The organism is Rheinheimera lutimaris, assembly GCF_013283795.1.
Classification (GTDB): domain Bacteria; phylum Pseudomonadota; class Gammaproteobacteria; order Enterobacterales; family Alteromonadaceae; genus Alishewanella; species Alishewanella lutimaris.
Genome location: NZ_JABSOD010000020.1, coordinates 19,912 through 39,675 on the forward strand (window position 1 = coordinate 19,912; position 19,764 = coordinate 39,675).

Here is a 19,764-nt window from a genome sequence, read left to right on the forward strand (position 1 = left end):
GCAGAACGCGAAGGTTTTGCATCAGTTGATGCTGAAATTTTCAGCAAGGCCGGCAAGGGCCTTGCTGTGCAGAGGGATTAGCGTTTTTTTAGCGAAAGCCAGATCAGCCGGTTTTGTCGCCGGCGGTTTTATTTTCAAGCGTTTTAGCGGCTTGTTCTTTGTCTTCTTTTGGCAGGCTGACAACATGCTCGGATGAGGTAGGCAGGGTTTTACCCAGAAAGCTGCCGCCGCGCTCTATGCTTAAATCATCACAATGAATAACACCGTGGGCTTTACCCTGAGGTAAAATTTCCACGTTGTTGGCATAGCATTCACCGTCAAACAAGCCGTTAATAATCACTTTGTCGGCGGTAACTTCGCCTTTAATTCGGCCGGATGCGCTGATAATCAGGGTTTTGTCGCTGACAATTTTGCCTTCAACATAGCCATCTACCTGCATATCGCAACTTAATCGGAGGTTGCCGTTAATTGAGCATCCTTGTGCGATGACAGTTGTAACTGTGTGCTTGCTTTGGTTTCCAGCATGCTTACTAAAGAGTCCCATTTAATGCTCCTTTCCTTTTCAAACACCAGATCGAAGTTAGTGGCGTCCCAATCCATAAAGCTTTGCGGATTAAGCGCCCGATCAAGGAAATGTACTTCGTAGTGTAAATGTGGTGCGGTAGATAAACCGGTATTGCCTGAAGTAGCAATCAGCTCGCCCTTGTGCACAAAGTGGCCGCTTTTTACTTTGAACTCATCTAAATGTGCATACAAGGTAGAGAAACCAAAAGCATGGCGGATTTTCAGTAAGTTGCCGTAACCTGATTTGCTTGGCCGTATTACTTCAATAACGCCATCAGCAGGGGCATAAATGGGCGTGCCGCGATTGGCGGATAAGTCGACGCCTTTGTGATGCTGTTGCTTGCCGACAATAGGATGGCTACGCAAACCAAACCGCGACGAGCGCCGGTTAAAGTCCAGTGGTGAACCGTTTGGCACCAGCTGTAGCATCGCCTGACGGGCAGACGAGTTCACTGACGCCGTATCAAGCCGGTTTTCTAAGTTCTGCGGATATTGCTGTTCCAGCCCCAATGCCAGTTCGATTTCGCCGACTCGGTTAATAACCTGCAACATTTCATCTTGTTTCACATTCAGCTCTTGTTCCAGCTGTAATTTGCTGCTGGTCAGTTCAGCAATTTCGCTGCGTAAACTGTTGGCGTGCTGTGACAAATGAGAACGTTGCTGCTGGCTTTTTTCTACGCTGCGCACCAAATAATCGATAACTGCGGCGGTGATAAGCAGGCCAAACAAGGCCAGCCACATGGCGATCACGGCATTGCGTTTAAACAACTTACTGACATTAAAATGGCGTGTACCATTGATTGTCGAGACGGAAATGATAATACGATCTTTCATTCGGGCCGGATATGCTCAATGGTTGGCTAATAAATAAGAGGGTAAAAATAGGGGGCTTTGGCTCTGCTGTCAAGAATTTACTGCCTGGGCCTGATGTGGGCTACCACCTGGCAAAATGATCCTCGGCCAGCCCGGGCACTTGATCCAGAATCAGTTTTTCACCATTTTTCAGCAAAATTTCGCCGAAAAAAAAACCACAATACTGGCGAAAATTACTGGCTAAAATACCCAGGTTCAGCCGCTCGCGCCGGCATTGTTGCGGCGTAAACCGCAGACAAACGTGCTTATCGGCACTTTGAAACAGCCATGGCTGTGCCGGTTGCTGCCGGTTAAAGCCGATGCTTACCGGCGGCAGTAATTGCAGCCGGCCGTTGAGCCACAGGCAGTTTTCAGTTGTACCTGTTTCGTTTACGCCATTGGCCAGATTCAGGCCAAAGCGGCCTTGTGGCAAGGTCGCACTGATGCTGCCCCAGCGCCAACTGGTTTCGCGGCGCATATAGCCGGCGGAAAAATCATAGCCGCCAAGGGCAGCGCTGACATCCAATGCCGTGCCACGGTATTGCAGCGCTCCGGTTATGGCCATGGCATTGTGTTTTTGGGTGTAAGTCCAGCCGTTATAACCGGTAGGAGTGCATAGCGCTAACGGTTGAGCGTCGCTGCCGCCATGCAGGCTGATATTGCCGCTCAGCAGCTCACCTTGCAGCGCTAAGTGCCAGTTGTAACCGTCGGCTGTAAGGCTTATTTGTTGTTTGCCGTTGATGTGCGCCGTGCCTGCCACCGGTGAGCGGCTCATTTGAACGCCGAGGCTGAACGGCTTTAACAGGCTTATTTCATCTAACTGTTGTGTACTGCGCTGATAAAAGTAGCAAAAAGCGCTGGCGACATAGCGGATATCGGCAATAGCGACACCAATTTGCCAATCGGCGTGGCTGATACTGATAAACTGAAACTGCTTGTAGTGCAGATATTTCGCCAGTGCAGAGGCGGGTTTATCCATCAGGTTGTAATAAGCAAACTGCGCGGTATCAAGCCGGGTAACAGGGTGGTTAAAGTGGCCAAATCTCGGCCGGCCCCCGCTGTCAAATAAGTTGTTATCAGCTGGCGTGTCAGTGGGTGAGGAAGCGTTCATACGGCGGAATAAGGCTGACCCTTGCGGGTCAGTACTTGTTCACAAAACGATTAATGACCGGCGTGGCCATCAATGCCATGCACATGGCCGTGAGCTAACTCTTCTTCAGTGGCGTCGCGTACCAGCATGACTTCAACGTCGAAGGTCAGGTCTATGCCGGACAGCGGGTGGTTACCGTCTACCACGACTTCTTCCTCGGTAACTTCCAGCACGATAACCGACTGTTCGCGACCATCCGGGCCGGCAGCACGAAAACGCATACCTACTGCAACCTCCATGCCTTCAAACATCGATTTTGGTACTGCTTGGGTCAGCGCATCGTGGCGCTCACCATAGGCTTCAGCTGCGGCAATATCGGCTTTAAATTTGTCGCCGCTGGTTTTTCCCGCCAGTGCCTGTTCTAAACCCGGAATTAATGAACCGTGGCCAAATAAGAAGACTAAAGGCTCGCCGCCAACGGAAGTATCCAGTTCGTTACCTTCTTTATCGGTAACGGTGTAGTGCATGGCGACAACTTTGTCCTGAGAAATGGTCATGAAAACCTCTTTAATTAATCGAATAAGGTAACGGCTGCAGGCTAAGTGCCGGTGCACTGTCGCTGCTAAGCCGTAATGAGTCTGCCGGTGTTGTGTCGTTGGGTAACACAGCAATTAACCATAAACGGTTATTGATATTTGCTGCATTGACAACCTGGCCGCTCCGGCGCCAGTTCTCACCTAATTGTACTTCAATGTCTGTTCCGGCGGCGGGCACTTCGTCTGTCTGTGCCGTCAGAATATAGGCTGCTCGTTTATTGCCGCCACGATACTTCAACCTGGCAACCGTTTCCTGGCCGATATAACAGCCTTTGGTAAAACTGATGGCGTCGAGCGCCTGTAAGTTAAGCATTTGTGGCACAAAGGCGCCAATTAATGCTTGTTCCAGATAGCTGAAACCGTGTTGAATGTGCTGTGCCAGCCAAAGTGTTGGTGCGGCAAACGGCAGCGGTTGTTGCATTAGCGGCTGTGCCTCAGCTTGGGCTATTAATAGCATAAAATGATCGTCAGCTAAACCAAGCAATATGGCGTTGGGTTTGCGGCTAAGCGTGCCGGGCGCAGGTACGCTGAAACCTAATTGTTTGATCAATTTTTCGCTGTCACTGCCGCCGATACCAAAGACGGCATAGTGTTGCTGGCCGGAAGCAAAACTGACTTTAGAGAAGACGCCAAATTTTTTCCACTGCGCAGCAGAGGCGTTTAATTCGTCACGAAACGCCAATACAACCAGTTGCTCACCGTCACTGACCAGGTGAAACTGCGACCACATTTTGCCTTTGGCATCACAGTGCGCGCCACGTAAAAAATTTTCCGGCTGTAATTGGTCTAGATCACAGGTGGTTTGGCCCTGCAGATATTTGCGGTTATCCGGTCCGCTTATCAGCAAGGTTTCAAATGCAGGTAAAGGTGCGATAAAGGCGCCCTGAACCTGAGTGGATAATTGCGCGTATTGTTCTGCGGTTAACCAGGATGTATGCATAATAACGTTGTGTATCGCTATGCTGATAAGTAATCTTGCTATCATTGGGGGAAAGCAGCAAAAGCTCAACCCCGCAGGCAGAAATTTGTTAGAATCAGCGGCAAACCGACGCAACATTTGCGGCAAATTAAGGTGTTTATGACAGAATTAATGATAAAACCACGTTTACGCTGGGCCTGCCGGCGCGGCATGTTAGAGCTGGATATATTGTTGGCGCCTTTTGTGGAGCAAGGCTACGACGCCCTGAGCCTGCAACAAAAGCAGGATTTTGAGCGTTTACTGGCGTGTGATGACCCGGATTTATTTGCCTGGTTTATGGGCCATGCCAAATCCGGCGACGCGGCGCTACAGGCGCTGGTACAGCTGATTTTGGACCGTGTCCGCGTATAATATTGCGCTTAAACCGTCACGCTACTGCCAATATGGTTTAGTGGTATTAACGGTTTTGCCGGCGCTGGTGTTGGCAGTTACGCCGTTACCCTTGTTATGGTGGTTATGGCTGGTGCCGGTGTTGTTGCTGTTTTACTGCCAATGCTATGCTCAGTGGTTCGCATTACAGCAAAGTGCGGCGCTGGCGCTGTTAGCGGATGGGCAACTGCGCTGGTTTGGCGTGGCGTTGCCGCCAGGCCGGCTGAGTGATACCGGTCTAATCAGCCAATATGCGATTCGCCTGGATTGGCGTGGCGAGGGGCAACGCCGTTACCGGCGCTGGATTTTTGCCGACCAATGCCCGGAAGCAGATTTCAGGGCATTGGCACGGGTAGTTAATCAGCGTAACTGGCAATCTGCCGCGGCTGATACCACTACCTCTGCTGATGCCTCACGCCGCCTAAGGCGTAAGTACGGTGGGTTTGCTGTCCGGCGTTAATTCCGGATAATCCAGATTATAGTGCAGGCCGCGGCTTTCTTTACGCTGCATAGCGCAGCGGATAATCAGCTCGGACACCTGCACCAGGTTGCGTAACTCCAGCAAATGATGGCTTACCCTGAAGTGGCTGTAATATTCGTGAATTTCGCGCTGCAGCAGCTCTACGCGGTGCAGTGCGCGTTCCAGCCTTTTATTGGTGCGCACTATACCTACGTAATCCCACATAAACAGCCGCAATTCATGCCAGTTGTGGGTAATGACCACTTCCTCGTCTGAATCGCTGACGCGGCTGTCATCCCATGGTGGCAACAGCGGCAACTCACTGGTGGGGTCCAGTTGCGCCAAAATATGTTTGGCGGCGGCTTGGGCAAACACCACACATTCCAGCAGCGAATTACTGGCCATGCGATTAGCGCCATGTAAGCCGGTATAAGCCACTTCGCCGATAGCATACAAGTTGGCAATATCGGTTTGGCCGTTCAGATTGGTCATTACGCCGCCACAGGTGTAGTGCGCTGCCGGCACTACCGGAATAGGCTGACGGGTAATATCAATGCCGACGCTTAAGCATTTGGCATAAATAGTCGGGAAATGCTCAATAACAAAGTTTTTTGGCTTATGGCTGATATCCAGATACACACAGTTAGCACCCAGACGCTTCATTTCATAGTCGATAGCACGGGCGACGATATCGCGCGGGGCTAATTCTGCCCGCTCGTCAAAATCCGGCATAAAGCGGCTGCCGTCTGGGCGTTTTAAATAGGCACCTTCGCCGCGCATGGCTTCGGTAATTAAAAAGTTCGGTGCATCCGGATGGTACAAACTGGTGGGGTGGAACTGGTTAAATTCCATATTGGCGACCCGGCAGCCGGCGCGCCATGCCATGGCAATACCATCGCCACTGGCAACATCGGGGTTGCTGGTGTACAGGTAGACTTTACTGGCACCGCCGGTAGCCAACGCAATAAAGCGGGCCCGCACCAGTTCAACTTTGGCGGCGTCTTTATTCCAAACATAAGCGCCATAGCAGTGCTTAGGATCTTTACCAATTTTGCGCCCGTTAATCAGGTCAATGGCGTTGTAGTTTTCCAGCAAGCGAATATTCGGATGGGCTTTAACTTTGTCGACCAGGGTAATTTGTACCGCCTGGCCGGTCGCGTCGGCAGCGTGTAAAATTCGCCGGTGGCTGTGGCCGCCTTCGCGGGTAAGATGGTATTTCAGGCTGCCGTCCTGATCCTGATATTGATCAAAGGGCACGCCCTGGGCAATCAGCCATTCCATTGCTGCTTTAGCATTACCGGCCGTAAACTGCACCGCTGCTTCCTCGCATAAGCCGGCGCCGGCAATCAGGGTATCGTCAACGTGGGATGCGATGCTGTCACTTTCATCAAACACGGCGGCAATACCGCCCTGAGCATAAAGGGTCGAACCTTCACGCAGCGGGCCTTTGCTTAACACCAACACGTTGGCATGATCGGCCAATTGCAATGCCAGCGACAACCCGGCAGCACCGCTGCCAATAATTAAAACGTCACAGAGATATTCTTTTGCTTGCGTCATGCGATACACTTGCCGTCAGTCAATGTCGGGCTATTGTAGCTTTTTTGCCACATTTAGCAGAACTATTTCTGGCAGTTACGGTCATACCAGCACGCTAGACCAGCGCCAGTTAGCATAACAATTAGTATTACAGGGGATTAGCTCGAACATGAGCGAGCAAGAATTGGACTGGCAGATTGTCCAGCGTGTACAGCAAGGCGATAAAGCCGCGTTTAATGTATTGGTGCGAAAATATCAGCATCGTATTGCGAACTTAATTTCACGTTATGTCTCTAACCACGGAGACGTAGCCGATGTGGCGCAGGAAGCCTTTATTAAAGCGTATCGGGCTATTCCCGGTTTTCGTGGCGAAAGCGCCTTTTATACCTGGCTATACCGGATAGCGGTAAACAGTGCGAAAAATTATCTTGTTGCCAATGGCCGTAAACCGCCGGCTACAGATGTAGACGCTGAAGACGCAGAATATTTTGACGGCAGCGATGCGTTAAAAGAGCAGGACTCACCGGAAAAGCTATTGTTATCCGATGAAATCCGTAATGTGGTGTTCAGCACCATTGAAAAATTACCGGACGAGTTGCGTACAGCTATTACGTTGCGTGAGCTTGAAGGGTTAAGTTATGAAGAAATTGCGGACGTAATGGCCTGCCCAATCGGCACCGTCAGAAGCCGCATTTTCAGAGCACGTGAAGCAATTGATTTGCAGCTTAAGCCGTTAATAAGCTAACAGTCAGGGCAAAAACCAGTAATTTAAGACAGGAAACATTATGTCGTCAGAACATCAGGATTGGCTCTCTGCCGCCAGTGACAATCAGCAACTGACCGCGCAACAGCTCGACAGCTTGCTGCAAGACACTGAGCTGCAACACAAGCTTGAGCGATATCACACGATAGGTGCAGTGCTGCGTCGTGAACCGCAAAGCGCGCTGACAATAAATTTTGCTGATGATTTTGCCGCCAGGCTGGCGGATGAGCCGCAGTATCAATTGCAAAGTAACCGCGGTCTGGTACGCCGGATTAAAACCGGTTTAAGTTATGCTGCTAACGGTCGCTGGTTACAGCCGGTGGCACAGGGTGCTATCGCTGCAGGTGTAGCATTAATGGCGGTGTTTGGTGTACAGCAGTATCAGCAGTCGCCACAACAAGATAGCTTGTCGCCACTGCCGTTGTTGCAGACCCAACCGGTAGCGGGTTTTGCAACTCCGGTAAGTTTAAGCCAAACCACGGTCGGAGATCGCTTTGCCGAACAAGAACAGCAAGCGATGCTGGAGCAGCAAAAGCGCCTGCAAGCGTTGCTTAATGCGCATCGCCAACAAGTGCGCGTGATGGAACAAGCGCAGCAAGCCAGTCACGACGTTAAAGATAACAACGGAACAGCAAACGACGGGCAATAATGATGCGATTCTCTGGCTTATGCAGTGCCATAGTACTGGTAGTAGTGTCAGGCCTGGCGCAAGCCGGGCAGGAAGGTTGGGCACTGTTTGACAAAGTGCAGCACGCCGTTAAGCAGTATAATTTTGATACCTCCTTTGTCGTGCTCAAAGGTGGCAACGCTGATACTTATCGCTGGATCCATGGTGTTAAAGGCCAGCAGGAAATAGAGCATTTAATCCCGTTAGACACCAGTGGCGTAGATATCTTACGCCGCGATGCGCTGGTGTATTACCTGTTAACCGATAAACCGGCTTTTGTCACCCGTGGCAACAGTATTCCTGAGTTGCCGGCGTTATTGTTTGAAGATAAAGCCGTTATCACTGAGTTGTATAACGCCGTTGCCGGCAGCAGCTCAGTGATGTCGGGCCGCAGCGCCCAGTTGCTGCGCTTAACGGCAAAAGAAGGCGGCCGCTACCATTACTGGCTGTGGCTGGATGCTGAAACCGGTTTTCCGCTACGTATTGATACCTTGTCAGCACAGCAAAACGCGCTGGAGCGCTGGCTGGTAACCCATATGCAAATTTCGGCTGAATTTCCTGACACCCTGCAGGCTTTGCTGGTAGCCGAGCTACCACAGCCGCCGGCGGTTGCCGGCCATACAGTACCGCAAACTGCACACCAACTTACCTGGTTACCGCAGGGGTTTCGTCAGATAGCAGAACCGGCAGATTTACCACAACTGGCTGACAGTTTGCTGAGTTATTGGTTGCTGAGCGATGGTCTGCATCAGGTATCGGTATTTGTTCAGGACAGCAACCGTTTGCCTACGCAAGCCTTTCGTGACGGCGCCACTACTATTTATGTCCAAACCGGGGAGCAGTTAGAAATCACCGTTATTGGCCCGGTCAGCATTGAAATTGCCCGCCAGTTGGCGGCGGCGGTGCGCTGATGGTCGAGGAAATCGCTACCGTGGTTGCGGTTGAAGCCGGAGGTGTTTGGTTAAGTACCACACCGGTGGCCAGTTGCAACGCCTGCAATGTCAGTGATGACTGCGGTACCGGCATAGTGGCAAAAACCATGACGCCACGCCAAAACCGTTTTTTTATCACCACGCCGTTGGCCTTATTGCCGGGCGAGCAGGTAAAAATCGGCTTACAGGAAAACAGCCTGCTGATGGCAGCGCTAATGGTATATTTGTTGCCATTGCTGTTGTTGTTGGGTGGTGCAGTAACTGCCGGGCTTGCCGGGTTGGCAGAAGGCTGGGTAATACTCGCTGCACTTACCGGCGCGATAGCAGGTTTTATGTTGGCGCGTCGCTATGGCCGCTTACAGCAAAGTACAGAACAAATCAGTATTGTTGAAGTGCTGCCGCAGCTTGCGGTGCAGCGCCTCAGCTAAGTCAGCACCATGCAGCAATCCCGGCTTTACGTTGAATACACATAGCAAGCTGACGTGGGATAGAGTACAATTCGCGCTAATTTATCGGAATAACCCGCGTTAGCGCAGGAGGTTGTGGCTTAGCAGCTATAAGTTTTCAACCTTGCGTTACGCCTACAGTTTTGCGGACAACATGCCTAAACTTAATCACATCAGAAACTTTTCTATCATTGCCCATATCGACCATGGTAAATCAACACTGTCTGATCGCTTGATCCAGTATTGTGGTGGTTTATCTGACCGTGAAATGCAGCAGCAAGTGCTGGACTCGATGGATCTTGAGCGTGAGCGCGGTATTACCATTAAAGCGCAAAGTGTCACGCTGTATTATCCGGCTGATGATGGCAATACTTACCAACTGAATTTTATCGACACGCCGGGCCACGTTGACTTTACCTATGAAGTAAGCCGCTCATTAGCTGCGTGTGAAGGCGCACTGTTGGTAGTAGATGCCGGCCAGGGCGTGGAAGCGCAAACGGTAGCGAACTGCTATACCGCGCTGGAAATGAATTTAGAAGTGCTGCCGGTACTGAATAAAATTGACCTGCCGCAGGCTGATCCGGATCGCGTATCAGAAGAAATTGAAGACATTATTGGTATTGAAGCTATAGGTGCAGTGCAATGTTCAGCCAAAACCGGGCTGGGTATTAAAGATGTGCTGGAAACCATCGTTAAGAAAATACCGCCACCGGAAGGTGAGCCGGAACAACCCACTCAGGCATTGATCATTGATTCCTGGTTTGATGCTTATCAGGGCGTGGTATCACTGGTACGGGTTAAGCACGGCAGCATTAAAGCCAAAGACAAAATTAAAGTAATGTCGACCGGCCAGAGCTACGAAGTAGACAAAGTGGGCGTATTCAGCCCTAAAGCCACCAATACCGGCGAATTAAAAACCGGTGAAGTAGGTTTTGTTATTGCCGGTATTAAAGAGATTAAAGGCGCGCCGGTAGGCGACACCTTAACCCTGGCAAAAAACAGCGCAGAAAAAGCGCTGCCGGGTTTTAAACGCATTAAGCCACAGGTTTATGCCGGTGTATTTCCGGTATCCAGCGACGATTACGAAGATTTCCGCGATGCGCTGGCTAAGTTAAGCCTGAACGACTCATCACTGTTTTATGAGCCGGAAAACTCCGGTGCATTAGGTTTTGGTTTCCGTATTGGTTTCCTTGGCATGCTGCACATGGAAATTATTCAGGAACGTTTAGAACGTGAATACGACCTGGATTTGATCACCACCGCGCCAACCGTAGTCTATGAAGTGCTGAAAAAGAACGGCGAAACGGTGATGGTGGACAACCCCAGCGCGTTGCCGGCGGTAAATGATATTGATGAAATTCGCGAGCCCATCGTAGAAGCGCATATTTTGGTGCCACAGGAATACCTCGGTAACGTTATTACCCTGTGTATCGAAAAGCGCGGCGTGCAGATGAATATGAGCTACCACGGCCGTCAGGTGGCAGTGGTGTATGAGCTGCCGATGGCGGAAGTTGTAATGGACTTCTTTGACCGGTTAAAGTCGACCAGCCGCGGTTATGCCTCACTGGATTATGCCTTTAAGCGCTTTCAAACCTCGAATATGCAGCGGGTGGATATTTTGATCAACGGTGAGCGTGTTGATGCGCTGGCCATTATCAGCCATATCGATTTTGCTCAGGGCCGCGGCCGGCAACTGGCAGATAAGTTAAAAGAGCTGATCCCGCGGCAAATGTTCGATATCGCTATTCAGGCGGCTATCGGCAACCATGTTATTGCCCGTACTACGGTTAAGCAGATGCGCAAGAACGTACTGGCAAAATGTTATGGCGGTGATATCAGCCGCAAGAAAAAACTGCTGCAAAAGCAGAAAGACGGTAAAAAGCGGATGAAGCAGGTAGGTAATGTGGAAGTACCACAGGAAGCCTTCCTTGCCATTCTGAAAGTCGGTAAATAATTAAGGGATTTTCATGGCAGGTTACTTTGCAATTTTTCTGGTGCTGTTGACACTGGCCAGTGGTTTAGTCTGGTTATTAGATGCGCTGGTGTTAGCGCCAAAACGGCAACAACGCTTAGTGTTGGCGCAAAGTTCTGCCGGCGGTGACTTACCTGCCAATGTTAGCGAACAACTGGTGAAAGAGCCGCAATTGGTGGAAACGGCGAAGTCGATTTTTCCGGTGATTGCGCTTATCACCATTTTTCGCTCCTTTATTTATGAACCGTTTCAAATTCCGTCAGGCTCAATGATGCCTACTTTACTGGTAGGCGATTTTATCCTGGTGGAAAAGTTTTCCTACGATGTGAAAGACCCGGTGTGGCGTAAAACGCTGTACAGCAATAATAAGCCGCAGCGCGGCGATGTGGCGGTATTTAAATATCCTGAGCAACCGACAGTAGATTACATCAAACGTGTTATCGGCTTACCGGGCGATCGGGTTATTTACCGCAATAAACAATTGTTTATTGAAAAAGCCTGTAACGGTGACAATGCAGCAAGCTGCGGTAAGCTGGAAATGGTGGCATTGCAGTTGAAGAACGAAGGCGAGTTTTATCAGGAGCAATACGCTCAGCGGCGCTACACTGAACAATTAGGCACAGTAGCGCATGATATTTTGCAAACGCCGGCACGGCGTGAGCATACCGAGTTTTTCTTTAAACAACACGGCACCGCCATTGATGAGTTTGTCGTGCCGGACGGCCATTATTTTGTGTTGGGTGACAACCGCGATAACAGCCGCGACGGCCGGTTCTGGGGGTTTGTACCGGAGCACAATATGGTAGGTAAAGCGGTATTTATCTGGATGAGTTTTGAATTTAATGAGGATCCAAACAGCTGGTTACCCGGCTGGATCCCAACCGGAGTGCGCTTTGACCGCCTTGGTGCTATTCACTAAACCGGCACAGCGTTCACCGTTAAGAGACAGACATGCAAAAATCGTTAAAACCACTGCAAGCCCGGTTGGGCTATCAGTTTCAACAGCAAGCCTTGCTGGAGCAAGCGCTTACCCATCGCAGTTGCAAAGGTCAGCACAATGAGCGGCTGGAGTTTCTCGGCGATGCGGTGCTAAGCTTAGTTATCGCCGAAACCCTGTATGAACATTTCCCTAAGGCGCGTGAAGGTGATTTAACCCGCATGCGCGCGGCACTGGTAAAAGGCGTCACCCTGGCTGAAGTTGCTCAGGAGTTACAATTATCTGAACACCTGCGACTGGGCCCGGGCGAGCTGAAAAGCGGCGGCTTTCGCCGTGAGTCTATTTTAGCCGATACAGTAGAGGCCATTTTGGGCGCTATCTATCTGGATACCGGCATGGCAGCCTGTAAAGAGCGGATTTTATTGTGGTTTGGCACCAGGCTTGAAACCATTACCCCCGGTGAGCAGAAAGACTCGAAAACCCTGTTGCAGGAATATCTGCAGGGACTACGCTTAGCCTTACCGGTGTACGACGTTATTGCCACTGTGGGCGAAGCGCATCAGCAAACCTTCACTGTGCGTTGTACTATCGCCGGCATGACACCTTTTACCGCTACCGGCAGTTCACGCCGCAAGGCAGAGCAGGACGCCGCTCATATGGCGCTGGAAAAAATTAAGCATGACAGATAACAGCACAACACCTACCTACGCTGCGTTAGTGGCGATAGTGGGCCGGCCAAATGTGGGCAAATCCACCTTACTGAACAAACTGGTGGGGCAGAAGGTCAGTATTACCTCGAAAAAACCACAAACTACGCGCCACCGTATTGTGGGTATTGATACCCGCGACAATTACCAAACGGTGTATGTTGACACGCCGGGCCTGCATATCGAAGAAAAGCGCGCTATTAACCGGCTGATGAATAAAGCCGCAGCCAGTTCTATTCTGGATGTTGAGTTTGTGTTGTTTGTGGTGGAAGGCACCCGCTGGACCGATGATGATCAGATGGTGCTTAACCGCTTAATTGCGTCGAAAAAGCCGGTGATCCTGGTGGTGAACAAGGTTGATTTATATCGCGATAAAGACACCTTACTGCCGCATTTACAATGGTTGGGTAGCCAGCTTAATTTTATTGATGTGGTGCCGTTGTCGGCGGAAACCGGCGATAACGTGGAAGCACTGCGCAACGTCGTAAAGCAGCATTTACCGCTGTGTGAGTTTTTCTTCCCGGACGATTATGTCACCGACCGCTCAATGCGCTTTATGGCCGCCGAAATAGTACGCGAAAAGCTGATGCGCTTTTTGGGCGATGAGCTGCCGTATTCGGTTACGGTAGAAATTGAACGGTTTAAATGGGAAGAGAAACACTACCATATCGCGGCGCTGGTGTTGGTCGAGCGGGAAAGTCAAAAGCGCATGGTGATCGGCAATAAAGGCGAGCGTATTAAAACTATTGCTACCGAGGCGCGTATTGATATGGCCGCCATGCTGGAGCAGCCGGTATTCCTGCAGGTTTGGGTCAAGGTAAAATCGGGCTGGGCCGATGACGAGCGTGCGCTGCGCAGTTTAGGCTACGGCGACGACTAAGGCGGCCTATGCACGCTGAGCTTTGGCCGGGGTATATTCTGCACAGCCGGCAGCTGGGTGAAGACAAGCTGATTTTGCAGCTGTTATTACCTGAGCTGGGGCGGTTATCGGCAGTGGTACGCAAACGCCAGGGCAAGCAACGTTTGGCGCTGCAGCCGTTTCAGTTGTTTAGCTTGCAGCTAACCGGACGCAATGAGCTGAAAACGGTAAAAAGTATTGATGAAGCGGCACCGGCTTTTATGTTCAGTGGCAAGGTGCTGTACAGCGGTATGTATTTAAACGAGCTGGTATGCCGGTTGTGGCCGGATAATCTGGCCGCAGAGCAGTTATTTGCCTTATATCAACACAGCCTGCAGCAGCTAAGCCAGGTGCAGCAGGGCAGTGCAGAGCTGGAGCCCTGTTTACGCGAATTTGAATTTGCGCTGTTAACGGAGCTTGGCCAACCGATAGATTGGCAACAGGATGCGCTTGGCAATGCTGTTAACAGCAACAGTTGCTATCAGTGGCAAAGTGAGCAGGGTTTTGTACCTGCTGAGCGTGGATACCGCGGTGCACAGCTGCTGCAAATTGGTCTGGGCCAGTGGCACAATGCTGAGGCCAAACGCTGCGCCAAGCAACTCAGTCGTCAGCTGTTGGCGCCGCTGCTGGGTACTAAGCCGTTGGCCAGCCGCGCATTATTTGCATCAGGTTAATATTCATTTTTTGTTGTCCGGAGTCAGGCATGCATAACCCTATTTTTCTCGGCGTTAATATTGATCACGTAGCTACGCTGCGCCAGGCGCGGGGTACTTATTACCCTGAACCGGTGCATGCAGCTCTAATGGCCGAGCAGGCCGGCGCTGACGGTATTACCGTGCACTTACGCGAAGACCGCCGGCATATTATTGACCGCGATGTATTTGTGCTGCGCCAGACCATTGCCACGCGGCTGAATTTTGAAATGGCAGTTACCGACGAAATGTTGGCTATTGCCACTGAGTTAAAACCGCATTTTGCCTGTTTTGTGCCGGAAAAACGCCAGGAGCTGACCACTGAGGGCGGTCTGGAAGTGGCCGGACAATTACACCGTATTACCGATGCGGTAACGCAGATGAGTGAGCAAAACATTCTGGTATCACTGTTTATTGATGCCGACAAACAACAAATTGAAGCTGCCGCCCGTGCCGGTGCGCCCTATATCGAGATCCATACCGGTAAATACGCCGAAAGCAAAGATGCTGCTGTGCAGGCGGCTGAGCTTAACCGTATTCGCCAGGCCGCTGAATTTGCCGCATCGCTGGGCTTAATTGTTAATGCCGGCCATGGTTTGCATTATCATAATGTGCAACCCATAGCGGCGATACCGCAGATGTATGAGCTGAATATCGGCCATGCCATCGTGGCGCGTGCGGTGTTCAGCGGTTTAGATGCCGCAGTGCGTGAGATGAAGCGTTTAATGACAGAGGCACGCCGCTAAATGGCCATTGTTGGTCTTGGCACCGATATTGTGGAAATTGCCCGTATTGAGCAAAGCCTGGCACGTAGCCCGGCGTTGCTAAAGCGGGTGCTCACAGCTGCCGAGCAAGCGATTTATCAAAGCCATGCTGAAAAACAACCGGCCATTGCCGCGCGCTATTTTGCCAAGCGCTTTGCTGCCAAAGAGGCCGCAGCCAAAGCGCTGGGCACCGGCATCGGCCGCGGCGTATCGTTTCAGCACATCAGTGTCAGTAATAATACTGTGGGGGCGCCGCAGCTGGCGCTGACCGACTACGCGGCAGAGTTGGCAGCTACTATGGGGGTAAACCATATCTGGTTGTCTATCAGCGACGAGCAAGCCTATGCCGCTGCTACCGTGATCCTCGAGCGGCAATAAATCCGGCCAGGCTCACCTGCTTACCATTTTGGCCACTGCTGGCTTTCCTGCCACAGCGCCTGTAACACATCATCCAGTTCAAGCAGCTCCGGTTCCAACTGCGCCGGGGTTTTGCCTTGTTTCAGTTGGGTTTCCAGCAGTTCCGCCAGTTGTTTCAGCGCCGGTACCCCGGTATAACAACAGGCCCCGTGTAGCTTGTGGATCTGTTGCAGCAATTGCTCGTTATCGTGTGTCACCAGCGCTTGCTGTATAGCCGCGCGGGTTGAGGTAATACCTGCCACCAGCATTTGCAGCATTTCAGTCATCAGGTTGCATTTACCGCCGGCTCTTTCCATCGCCAGCGGCCAATCTACCAGTTTGCTGGCCGGCCAGTTATTGCTAAGGCCCTGTAATTTTCCGGCCGGGCAAAACTCCTGCAAGCTGCAATGCAGCATTTTTTCGTCCAGCGGTTTACTTAAAAACTCATTAAAACCCAGGGTTAATAAGCGGGCGCGTTCGCCGTCTACCGCGTGGGCTGTAACAGCAACAATCGGCGTATGTTCGTTTAACGAACTTTGCCGAATGCGCTGGCACGCTGTTACGCCGTCCATCACCGGCATATTAATATCCATAAAAATAATATCGTAGGCGTGTTGTGTGGCTTTATGCCAGGCTTCTGCCCCGTCGCGGGCTGAATCTATATGCTCAACATACTCGGCCAGCAAGGTATTAATCAGCTTCAGATTGGCGTCGTTATCATCTACCGTCAGCACTTTCAGGCTGGCGTTTTTAGGCGGGCTGCTTTGTTCTGCTATCTGCTGTTGCTGCACATAAGGTTGCGCCAGGATGGTGGCCAGTTTGCGCCAATGCGGCGGTTTGGACAGGCAGGCATCGGCGCCGCTGCCCAGCAGAGTTTCACGCAGATGCGGCGATAAGGTATTAACCAGCAGACAGGTGTAGTTACAGTGTTGCTTTACCTGGCGGATTAATGCGGTTACCTGATTAACCTGGTTAATGGCAATGGTGCGGCCTATCAGGCCGATGTCATAGTGTTGCTGGTGCGCCAATGCTTGTTGCAACTGACCTTTGGTTGCGCAGGCGGTAACCTGCATGCCCCAGCTATGCAATAAGCTTAACGTGGCTTCGCGTGAATGTTGTTGTGGCTCAAAATACAGAATTTGTTTATTTTCAATCAGTTCCAGCGGCAGGCTGTCGGCGACCGATAACTGATGACGCTGGCATTTAATGGTAAACCAGAACGTAGAGCCCTCTGCCGGTTTACTCTCAAAGCCGATATTACCGCCCATGGCCTGCACCAGGCGTTGTGAGATCATCAGCCCCAGGCCCGAGCCGGATTGATGGCTGCGTTGCTCGTTGGTGCTAAAGCCCTGAAACAGCATAAGCTGCTGCTCTTCATTGATACCGCGGCCGGTGTCCTGCACTGAACAATGTAAGATAAGCTGATCTTCGTTCAGCAAGCTGGCTGATACACGGATAACAATACTGCCGTGATCGGTAAATTTAATGGCATTGCCGGCAATATTCATCAGCACCTGCGCAAACCTGGCCGGGTCGGCAATTAAATCATCCGGACAACCCGGGTCGACCAGCAGCACCAGCTCCAAATGCTTATCAAAGGCATTAGCCGCCAGCAGTTCAGTGGCGTCGTTGAGTAAATCGCGCAGCGAGAACGGTTCGGGGTTTATCGATAAGCGGCCTTCTTCCAACCGGGAGAAATCCAGCACATCATTTACCAGATGCAGTAAGCTGTTGGCTGACTTTTGAATAGTCGTTAAGTAGTCATGCTGGCTGCTGGACAGCCGGGTTTTCAGCAGTTGCCGCGTAAAGCCGATAACACCGTTTAACGGCGTGCGCAGCTCATGGCTCATTTTGGCTAAAAATTCGGATTTTTGCCGGTTTTCTTCCAGCGCTTTGCGTCTGGCAAAATCGAGCTGAATATTATGGACTTCCAATTGCTCCATGCTCTGCTGTAAGTCACTGGTTACCTGTTCAATCTGCTGCTGCACTTCCTGCTCATGATGTGCCAGGTGCTCACCCAGCCGGTTTAAATCCTGTTGCAATGCCGCCAGCTCCCGCACTATGCCGGGTACGCCGGCGGTGGGCGTTTGACCGCTTAACAACTGCGCCAACTGATATTGCATGCCGGCCAGTGGCCGGTGCAACCGGCGCAGTAAATACAAGGTAGGCAATATCACGGCCAGCAGGCAGGCCAGTACCAGCAAGGCAATATGTAACAACAATGTTTGTTGCTGCAGCCGCAGCTGTGCTTTGGGCAGTTGTAACAGCAGATAGCCGTTGCTGCTGGCTGTATTGCCGCTAACCGCGACCTGGCTACTGAGCAAAGGCTGATATACCAAAGCAGTATCGCTGCCGGCAATCATTAAACCGGTAGCAGGCAATGTGGTTGGGTCTTGCAGCGACAGTGCAACAGAAAATTGCTGCGGGTTACTGCTTAGTACGGCCTCGTTTTGCGCGTTAAACAAGGTAATATTGCTCAGCAAAGGGGAATTCAGCCGGTGTGCACTGTCGAGCAGTTGCTGTAGCGCCGCATAATTTTGCCGGCTGAGTAAGTCGTCGGCACTGATGGCCAGCGGCAGCGCAATATGCTGCGCCCGCTCTGTTAAAGAAAGTGCTAACTCCTGATAGCGAACATAGCTAAAATAGCCGGCGCAGAATACACTTACCAGCAGCGCCGGTAGCAGGCTGCAGAGTAATAACCACGAACGCAAACCAATTTTTGTCATTGATAAAGGCAAAGAAGTCGTAAATGTTGTACTGATAATGACATATCAGGCCGCACTTGCCTACAACCCGATAGAGAGCCCATGCTTAACCTATACAAAGCCAAACCTAAAACCAGTTTAACCGGTAAAACACTGACGTTCAGCATCGACAGCAGTGACTATGAGGTGCATGGCATCGGTAAACATGAGCAAAAAATTGCTTTTATCAACGGCGCGCTGCCGGGTGAAAAGGTACAGGCAAAAGTGCTGGAAGATAAAGCCGGTTATATTAAAGCCGACAGCGTTAAAGTGCTGCAGGCTTCGCCTTTACGTATCGCACCGCCTTGTGTTTATGCGAAACAATGTGGTGGTTGCCAGTTGCAGCATTTGAGTGTCGAAAACCAGCGTGAGCTAAAGCAGCAGGGGATCAGTAAGCTGATTTGTCACCAAACCGGACTAACGTCATTGCCGTGGCAGCCGATGCTGAGCGCAACCGACAGCGGTTATCGCCGTCGCGCCCGTATCGGTATTTGGTACGATAAAAAGCAGCGCCGCTTTAGTGTGGGGTTCCGTCAACATGGCGATAAACACATTATCGCTGTGGATAGCTGCATGGTGTTGTCGCCGCTGTTAGCACCGGTGTTCGACGCATTAAACCAGGCCTTAGTGCAACTGCAAGACCCTACTGCGGTAACCCATGCGGAAGTGCTGGAAGCCGGTGGCACTGCCTTTGTTATAGTGCGGCATGTTAAAGCATTGACGCCGGCTGAGCAGCAGCATTTTGTTGCCGCCTGGCCGCAAGCAGTTTGGTTGGGCGAGGCTGACTCCGGCCAATTTAGTTACTGGAATACCGTAGTAACACCGCAATACCACTTGCAACAGCAAAACCTGACATTACAATTTTCGCCGGATGACTTTATTCAGGTAAACGCCGCAATAAACCAGCAAATGGTAACGCAGGCACTGGATTGGCTGCAGCCCGGTAGCAATGATACCGTGCTGGATTTGTATGCCGGCATTGGTAATTTTACTCTGGCATTGGCGCAACGCGCCAAAACGGTGCGGGCACTGGAAGGTGTGGCTAAAATGGTGCATCAACTGGCAACCAATGCTAAGTTAAACGGTCTTAGCAACGTGGAAGCATATCAGGCAGACTTACATCTGACCTGGCCGAAAGAGCGCTGGAACAAAGCAGAGTATAGTAAGGTGTTACTGGATCCGGCCCGCGCCGGTGCTCAGGGCGCGGTAGAGCAAATTGCCAGGCTAAAACCGGCACAGATATTGTACGTGTCGTGCAATGCCGCCACCTTCGCCCGTGATGCCAAAGTATTGCTGCAACGTGGCTACAATCTGGAAAAAATCGGCGGCGTTGATATGTTTGCTCATACCAGTCATCTGGAATTAATGGCGTTGTTCAGCCGGTCGTAAAAGTAGAG

General features: G+C 51.2%; 21 protein-coding genes. 14 read left to right on the top strand and 7 right to left on the bottom strand.

Features of this window, described 5'->3' with window-relative positions; translation table 11 throughout:
* Positions 1–103: 103 nt before the first annotated feature.
* The 5 genes from HRH59_RS15700 to ygfZ form a co-directional block, all read right to left on the bottom strand.
* Complete coding sequence (locus HRH59_RS15700; protein ID WP_178089596.1) at positions 104–439, bottom strand: bactofilin family protein; 336 nt, start codon at positions 437–439, stop codon at positions 104–106.
* A gap of 8 nt (positions 440–447) precedes the next feature.
* On the bottom strand, positions 448–1,398 hold the full coding sequence (locus HRH59_RS15705; protein ID WP_173502222.1) for a M23 family metallopeptidase: 951 nt from the start codon (positions 1,396–1,398) through the stop codon (positions 448–450).
* A gap of 100 nt (positions 1,399–1,498) precedes the next feature.
* Positions 1,499–2,527 (bottom strand): DUF2804 domain-containing protein, encoded by a 1,029-nt coding sequence (locus HRH59_RS15710; RefSeq protein WP_173502223.1) that lies wholly within the window; start codon positions 2,525–2,527, stop codon positions 1,499–1,501.
* Between the two features lie 50 nt (positions 2,528–2,577).
* Positions 2,578–3,063 carry an FKBP-type peptidyl-prolyl cis-trans isomerase gene (locus tag HRH59_RS15715; protein ID WP_173502224.1) on the bottom strand — a complete coding sequence of 162 codons (486 nt, stop codon included), beginning with the start codon at positions 3,061–3,063 and terminating at the stop codon, positions 2,578–2,580.
* 10 nt (positions 3,064–3,073) lie between these two features.
* Positions 3,074–4,087, bottom strand: coding sequence for a tRNA-modifying protein YgfZ (ygfZ, locus tag HRH59_RS15720; protein WP_231702526.1), 1,014 nt, complete (start codon positions 4,085–4,087; stop codon positions 3,074–3,076).
* A 93-nt stretch (positions 4,088–4,180) separates the two neighbouring features.
* On the opposite strand from ygfZ, the gene HRH59_RS15725 reads away from it, so the two are divergent.
* Both HRH59_RS15725 and HRH59_RS15730 read left to right on the top strand, forming a co-directional pair.
* Complete coding sequence (locus tag HRH59_RS15725) at positions 4,181–4,432, top strand: FAD assembly factor SdhE (protein ID WP_173502225.1); 252 nt, start codon at positions 4,181–4,183, stop codon at positions 4,430–4,432.
* Positions 4,419–4,910 (top strand): protein YgfX, encoded by a 492-nt coding sequence (locus tag HRH59_RS15730; protein WP_173502226.1) that lies wholly within the window; start codon positions 4,419–4,421, stop codon positions 4,908–4,910. The genes HRH59_RS15725 and HRH59_RS15730 overlap by 14 nt, the downstream gene beginning before the upstream one ends.
* Here HRH59_RS15730 and nadB read toward each other — a convergent pair.
* Positions 4,872–6,470, bottom strand: coding sequence for an L-aspartate oxidase (nadB, locus tag HRH59_RS15735; RefSeq protein WP_173502227.1), 1,599 nt, complete (start codon positions 6,468–6,470; stop codon positions 4,872–4,874). The genes HRH59_RS15730 and nadB overlap by 39 nt on opposite strands.
* Before the next feature lie 148 nt (positions 6,471–6,618).
* Between nadB and rpoE the strand changes: the two genes are divergently transcribed.
* The 11 genes from rpoE to acpS all read left to right on the top strand — a co-directional run bounded on the left by rpoE (position 6,619) and on the right by acpS (position 15,605).
* The gene (gene rpoE, locus HRH59_RS15740) at positions 6,619–7,194 is read left to right on the top strand and encodes an RNA polymerase sigma factor RpoE (protein ID WP_173502228.1); all 576 of its coding nucleotides are present in this window, start codon (positions 6,619–6,621) and stop codon (positions 7,192–7,194) included.
* Positions 7,195–7,234: 40 nt separating this feature from the next.
* Positions 7,235–7,861 carry a sigma-E factor negative regulatory protein gene (locus tag HRH59_RS15745; protein ID WP_173502229.1) on the top strand — a complete coding sequence of 209 codons (627 nt, stop codon included), beginning with the start codon at positions 7,235–7,237 and terminating at the stop codon, positions 7,859–7,861.
* The gene (locus HRH59_RS15750) at positions 7,861–8,790 is read left to right on the top strand and encodes a MucB/RseB C-terminal domain-containing protein (protein WP_173502230.1); all 930 of its coding nucleotides are present in this window, start codon (positions 7,861–7,863) and stop codon (positions 8,788–8,790) included. The genes HRH59_RS15745 and HRH59_RS15750 overlap by 1 nt, the downstream gene beginning before the upstream one ends.
* A complete protein-coding gene (locus tag HRH59_RS15755; RefSeq protein ID WP_173502231.1) occupies positions 8,790–9,239 on the top strand; it encodes a SoxR reducing system RseC family protein in 450 nt (149 codons plus the stop codon). The genes HRH59_RS15750 and HRH59_RS15755 overlap by 1 nt, the downstream gene beginning before the upstream one ends.
* A 172-nt stretch (positions 9,240–9,411) precedes the next feature.
* Positions 9,412–11,211, top strand: a complete 1,800-nt coding sequence (lepA, locus tag HRH59_RS15760) for a translation elongation factor 4 (protein ID WP_173502232.1) — start codon at positions 9,412–9,414, stop codon at positions 11,209–11,211.
* Between the two features lie 13 nt (positions 11,212–11,224).
* A complete protein-coding gene (lepB, locus tag HRH59_RS15765) occupies positions 11,225–12,148 on the top strand; it encodes a signal peptidase I (RefSeq protein WP_173502233.1) in 924 nt (307 codons plus the stop codon).
* Positions 12,149–12,180: 32 nt separating this feature from the next.
* Positions 12,181–12,855 carry a ribonuclease III gene (gene rnc, locus HRH59_RS15770; protein WP_173502234.1) on the top strand — a complete coding sequence of 225 codons (675 nt, stop codon included), beginning with the start codon at positions 12,181–12,183 and terminating at the stop codon, positions 12,853–12,855.
* Positions 12,845–13,753, top strand: a complete 909-nt coding sequence (gene era / locus HRH59_RS15775; protein ID WP_173502235.1) for a GTPase Era — start codon at positions 12,845–12,847, stop codon at positions 13,751–13,753. The genes rnc and era overlap by 11 nt, the downstream gene beginning before the upstream one ends.
* Positions 13,754–13,761: 8 nt before the next feature.
* Positions 13,762–14,445: a DNA repair protein RecO gene (recO, locus tag HRH59_RS15780; protein WP_173502236.1), complete on the top strand. Its 684-nt coding sequence runs from the start codon at positions 13,762–13,764 to the stop codon at positions 14,443–14,445.
* A gap of 29 nt (positions 14,446–14,474) precedes the next feature.
* On the top strand, positions 14,475–15,209 hold the full coding sequence (pdxJ, locus tag HRH59_RS15785) for a pyridoxine 5'-phosphate synthase (protein WP_173502237.1): 735 nt from the start codon (positions 14,475–14,477) through the stop codon (positions 15,207–15,209).
* A complete protein-coding gene (gene acpS / locus HRH59_RS15790; protein ID WP_173502238.1) occupies positions 15,210–15,605 on the top strand; it encodes a holo-ACP synthase in 396 nt (131 codons plus the stop codon).
* 20 nt (positions 15,606–15,625) lie between these two features.
* Here acpS and barA read toward each other — a convergent pair whose 3' ends face one another.
* Positions 15,626–18,349, bottom strand: a complete 2,724-nt coding sequence (gene barA / locus HRH59_RS15795; RefSeq protein ID WP_173502239.1) for a two-component sensor histidine kinase BarA — start codon at positions 18,347–18,349, stop codon at positions 15,626–15,628.
* 81 nt (positions 18,350–18,430) lie between these two features.
* Between barA and rlmD the strand changes: the two genes are divergently transcribed.
* Positions 18,431–19,756, top strand: a complete 1,326-nt coding sequence (rlmD, locus tag HRH59_RS15800) for a 23S rRNA (uracil(1939)-C(5))-methyltransferase RlmD (RefSeq protein ID WP_173502240.1) — start codon at positions 18,431–18,433, stop codon at positions 19,754–19,756.
* Positions 19,757–19,764 lie beyond the last annotated feature (8 nt).

Coding starts and splice junctions, on each gene's coding strand:
- HRH59_RS15750 (WP_173502230.1), top strand. CDS start 7,861: ATGATGCGATTCTCTGGCTTATGCAGTGCCATAGTACTGGTAGTAGTG.
- ygfZ (WP_231702526.1), bottom strand. CDS start 4,087: ATGATAGCAAGATTACTTATCAGCATAGCGATACACAACGTTATTATG.
- HRH59_RS15700 (WP_178089596.1), bottom strand. CDS start 439: ATGCAGGTAGATGGCTATGTTGAAGGCAAAATTGTCAGCGACAAAACC.
- lepB (WP_173502233.1), top strand. CDS start 11,225: ATGGCAGGTTACTTTGCAATTTTTCTGGTGCTGTTGACACTGGCCAGT.
- rlmD (WP_173502240.1), top strand. CDS start 18,431: ATGCTTAACCTATACAAAGCCAAACCTAAAACCAGTTTAACCGGTAAA.
- barA (WP_173502239.1), bottom strand. CDS start 18,349: ATGACAAAAATTGGTTTGCGTTCGTGGTTATTACTCTGCAGCCTGCTA.
- HRH59_RS15715 (WP_173502224.1), bottom strand. CDS start 3,063: ATGACCATTTCTCAGGACAAAGTTGTCGCCATGCACTACACCGTTACC.
- HRH59_RS15755 (WP_173502231.1), top strand. CDS start 8,790: ATGGTCGAGGAAATCGCTACCGTGGTTGCGGTTGAAGCCGGAGGTGTT.
- rnc (WP_173502234.1), top strand. CDS start 12,181: ATGCAAAAATCGTTAAAACCACTGCAAGCCCGGTTGGGCTATCAGTTT.
- acpS (WP_173502238.1), top strand. CDS start 15,210: ATGGCCATTGTTGGTCTTGGCACCGATATTGTGGAAATTGCCCGTATT.
- HRH59_RS15745 (WP_173502229.1), top strand. CDS start 7,235: ATGTCGTCAGAACATCAGGATTGGCTCTCTGCCGCCAGTGACAATCAG.
- HRH59_RS15705 (WP_173502222.1), bottom strand. CDS start 1,398: ATGAAAGATCGTATTATCATTTCCGTCTCGACAATCAATGGTACACGC.
- recO (WP_173502236.1), top strand. CDS start 13,762: ATGCACGCTGAGCTTTGGCCGGGGTATATTCTGCACAGCCGGCAGCTG.
- era (WP_173502235.1), top strand. CDS start 12,845: ATGACAGATAACAGCACAACACCTACCTACGCTGCGTTAGTGGCGATA.
- rpoE (WP_173502228.1), top strand. CDS start 6,619: ATGAGCGAGCAAGAATTGGACTGGCAGATTGTCCAGCGTGTACAGCAA.
- nadB (WP_173502227.1), bottom strand. CDS start 6,470: ATGACGCAAGCAAAAGAATATCTCTGTGACGTTTTAATTATTGGCAGC.
- HRH59_RS15710 (WP_173502223.1), bottom strand. CDS start 2,527: ATGAACGCTTCCTCACCCACTGACACGCCAGCTGATAACAACTTATTT.
- lepA (WP_173502232.1), top strand. CDS start 9,412: ATGCCTAAACTTAATCACATCAGAAACTTTTCTATCATTGCCCATATC.
- HRH59_RS15725 (WP_173502225.1), top strand. CDS start 4,181: ATGACAGAATTAATGATAAAACCACGTTTACGCTGGGCCTGCCGGCGC.
- pdxJ (WP_173502237.1), top strand. CDS start 14,475: ATGCATAACCCTATTTTTCTCGGCGTTAATATTGATCACGTAGCTACG.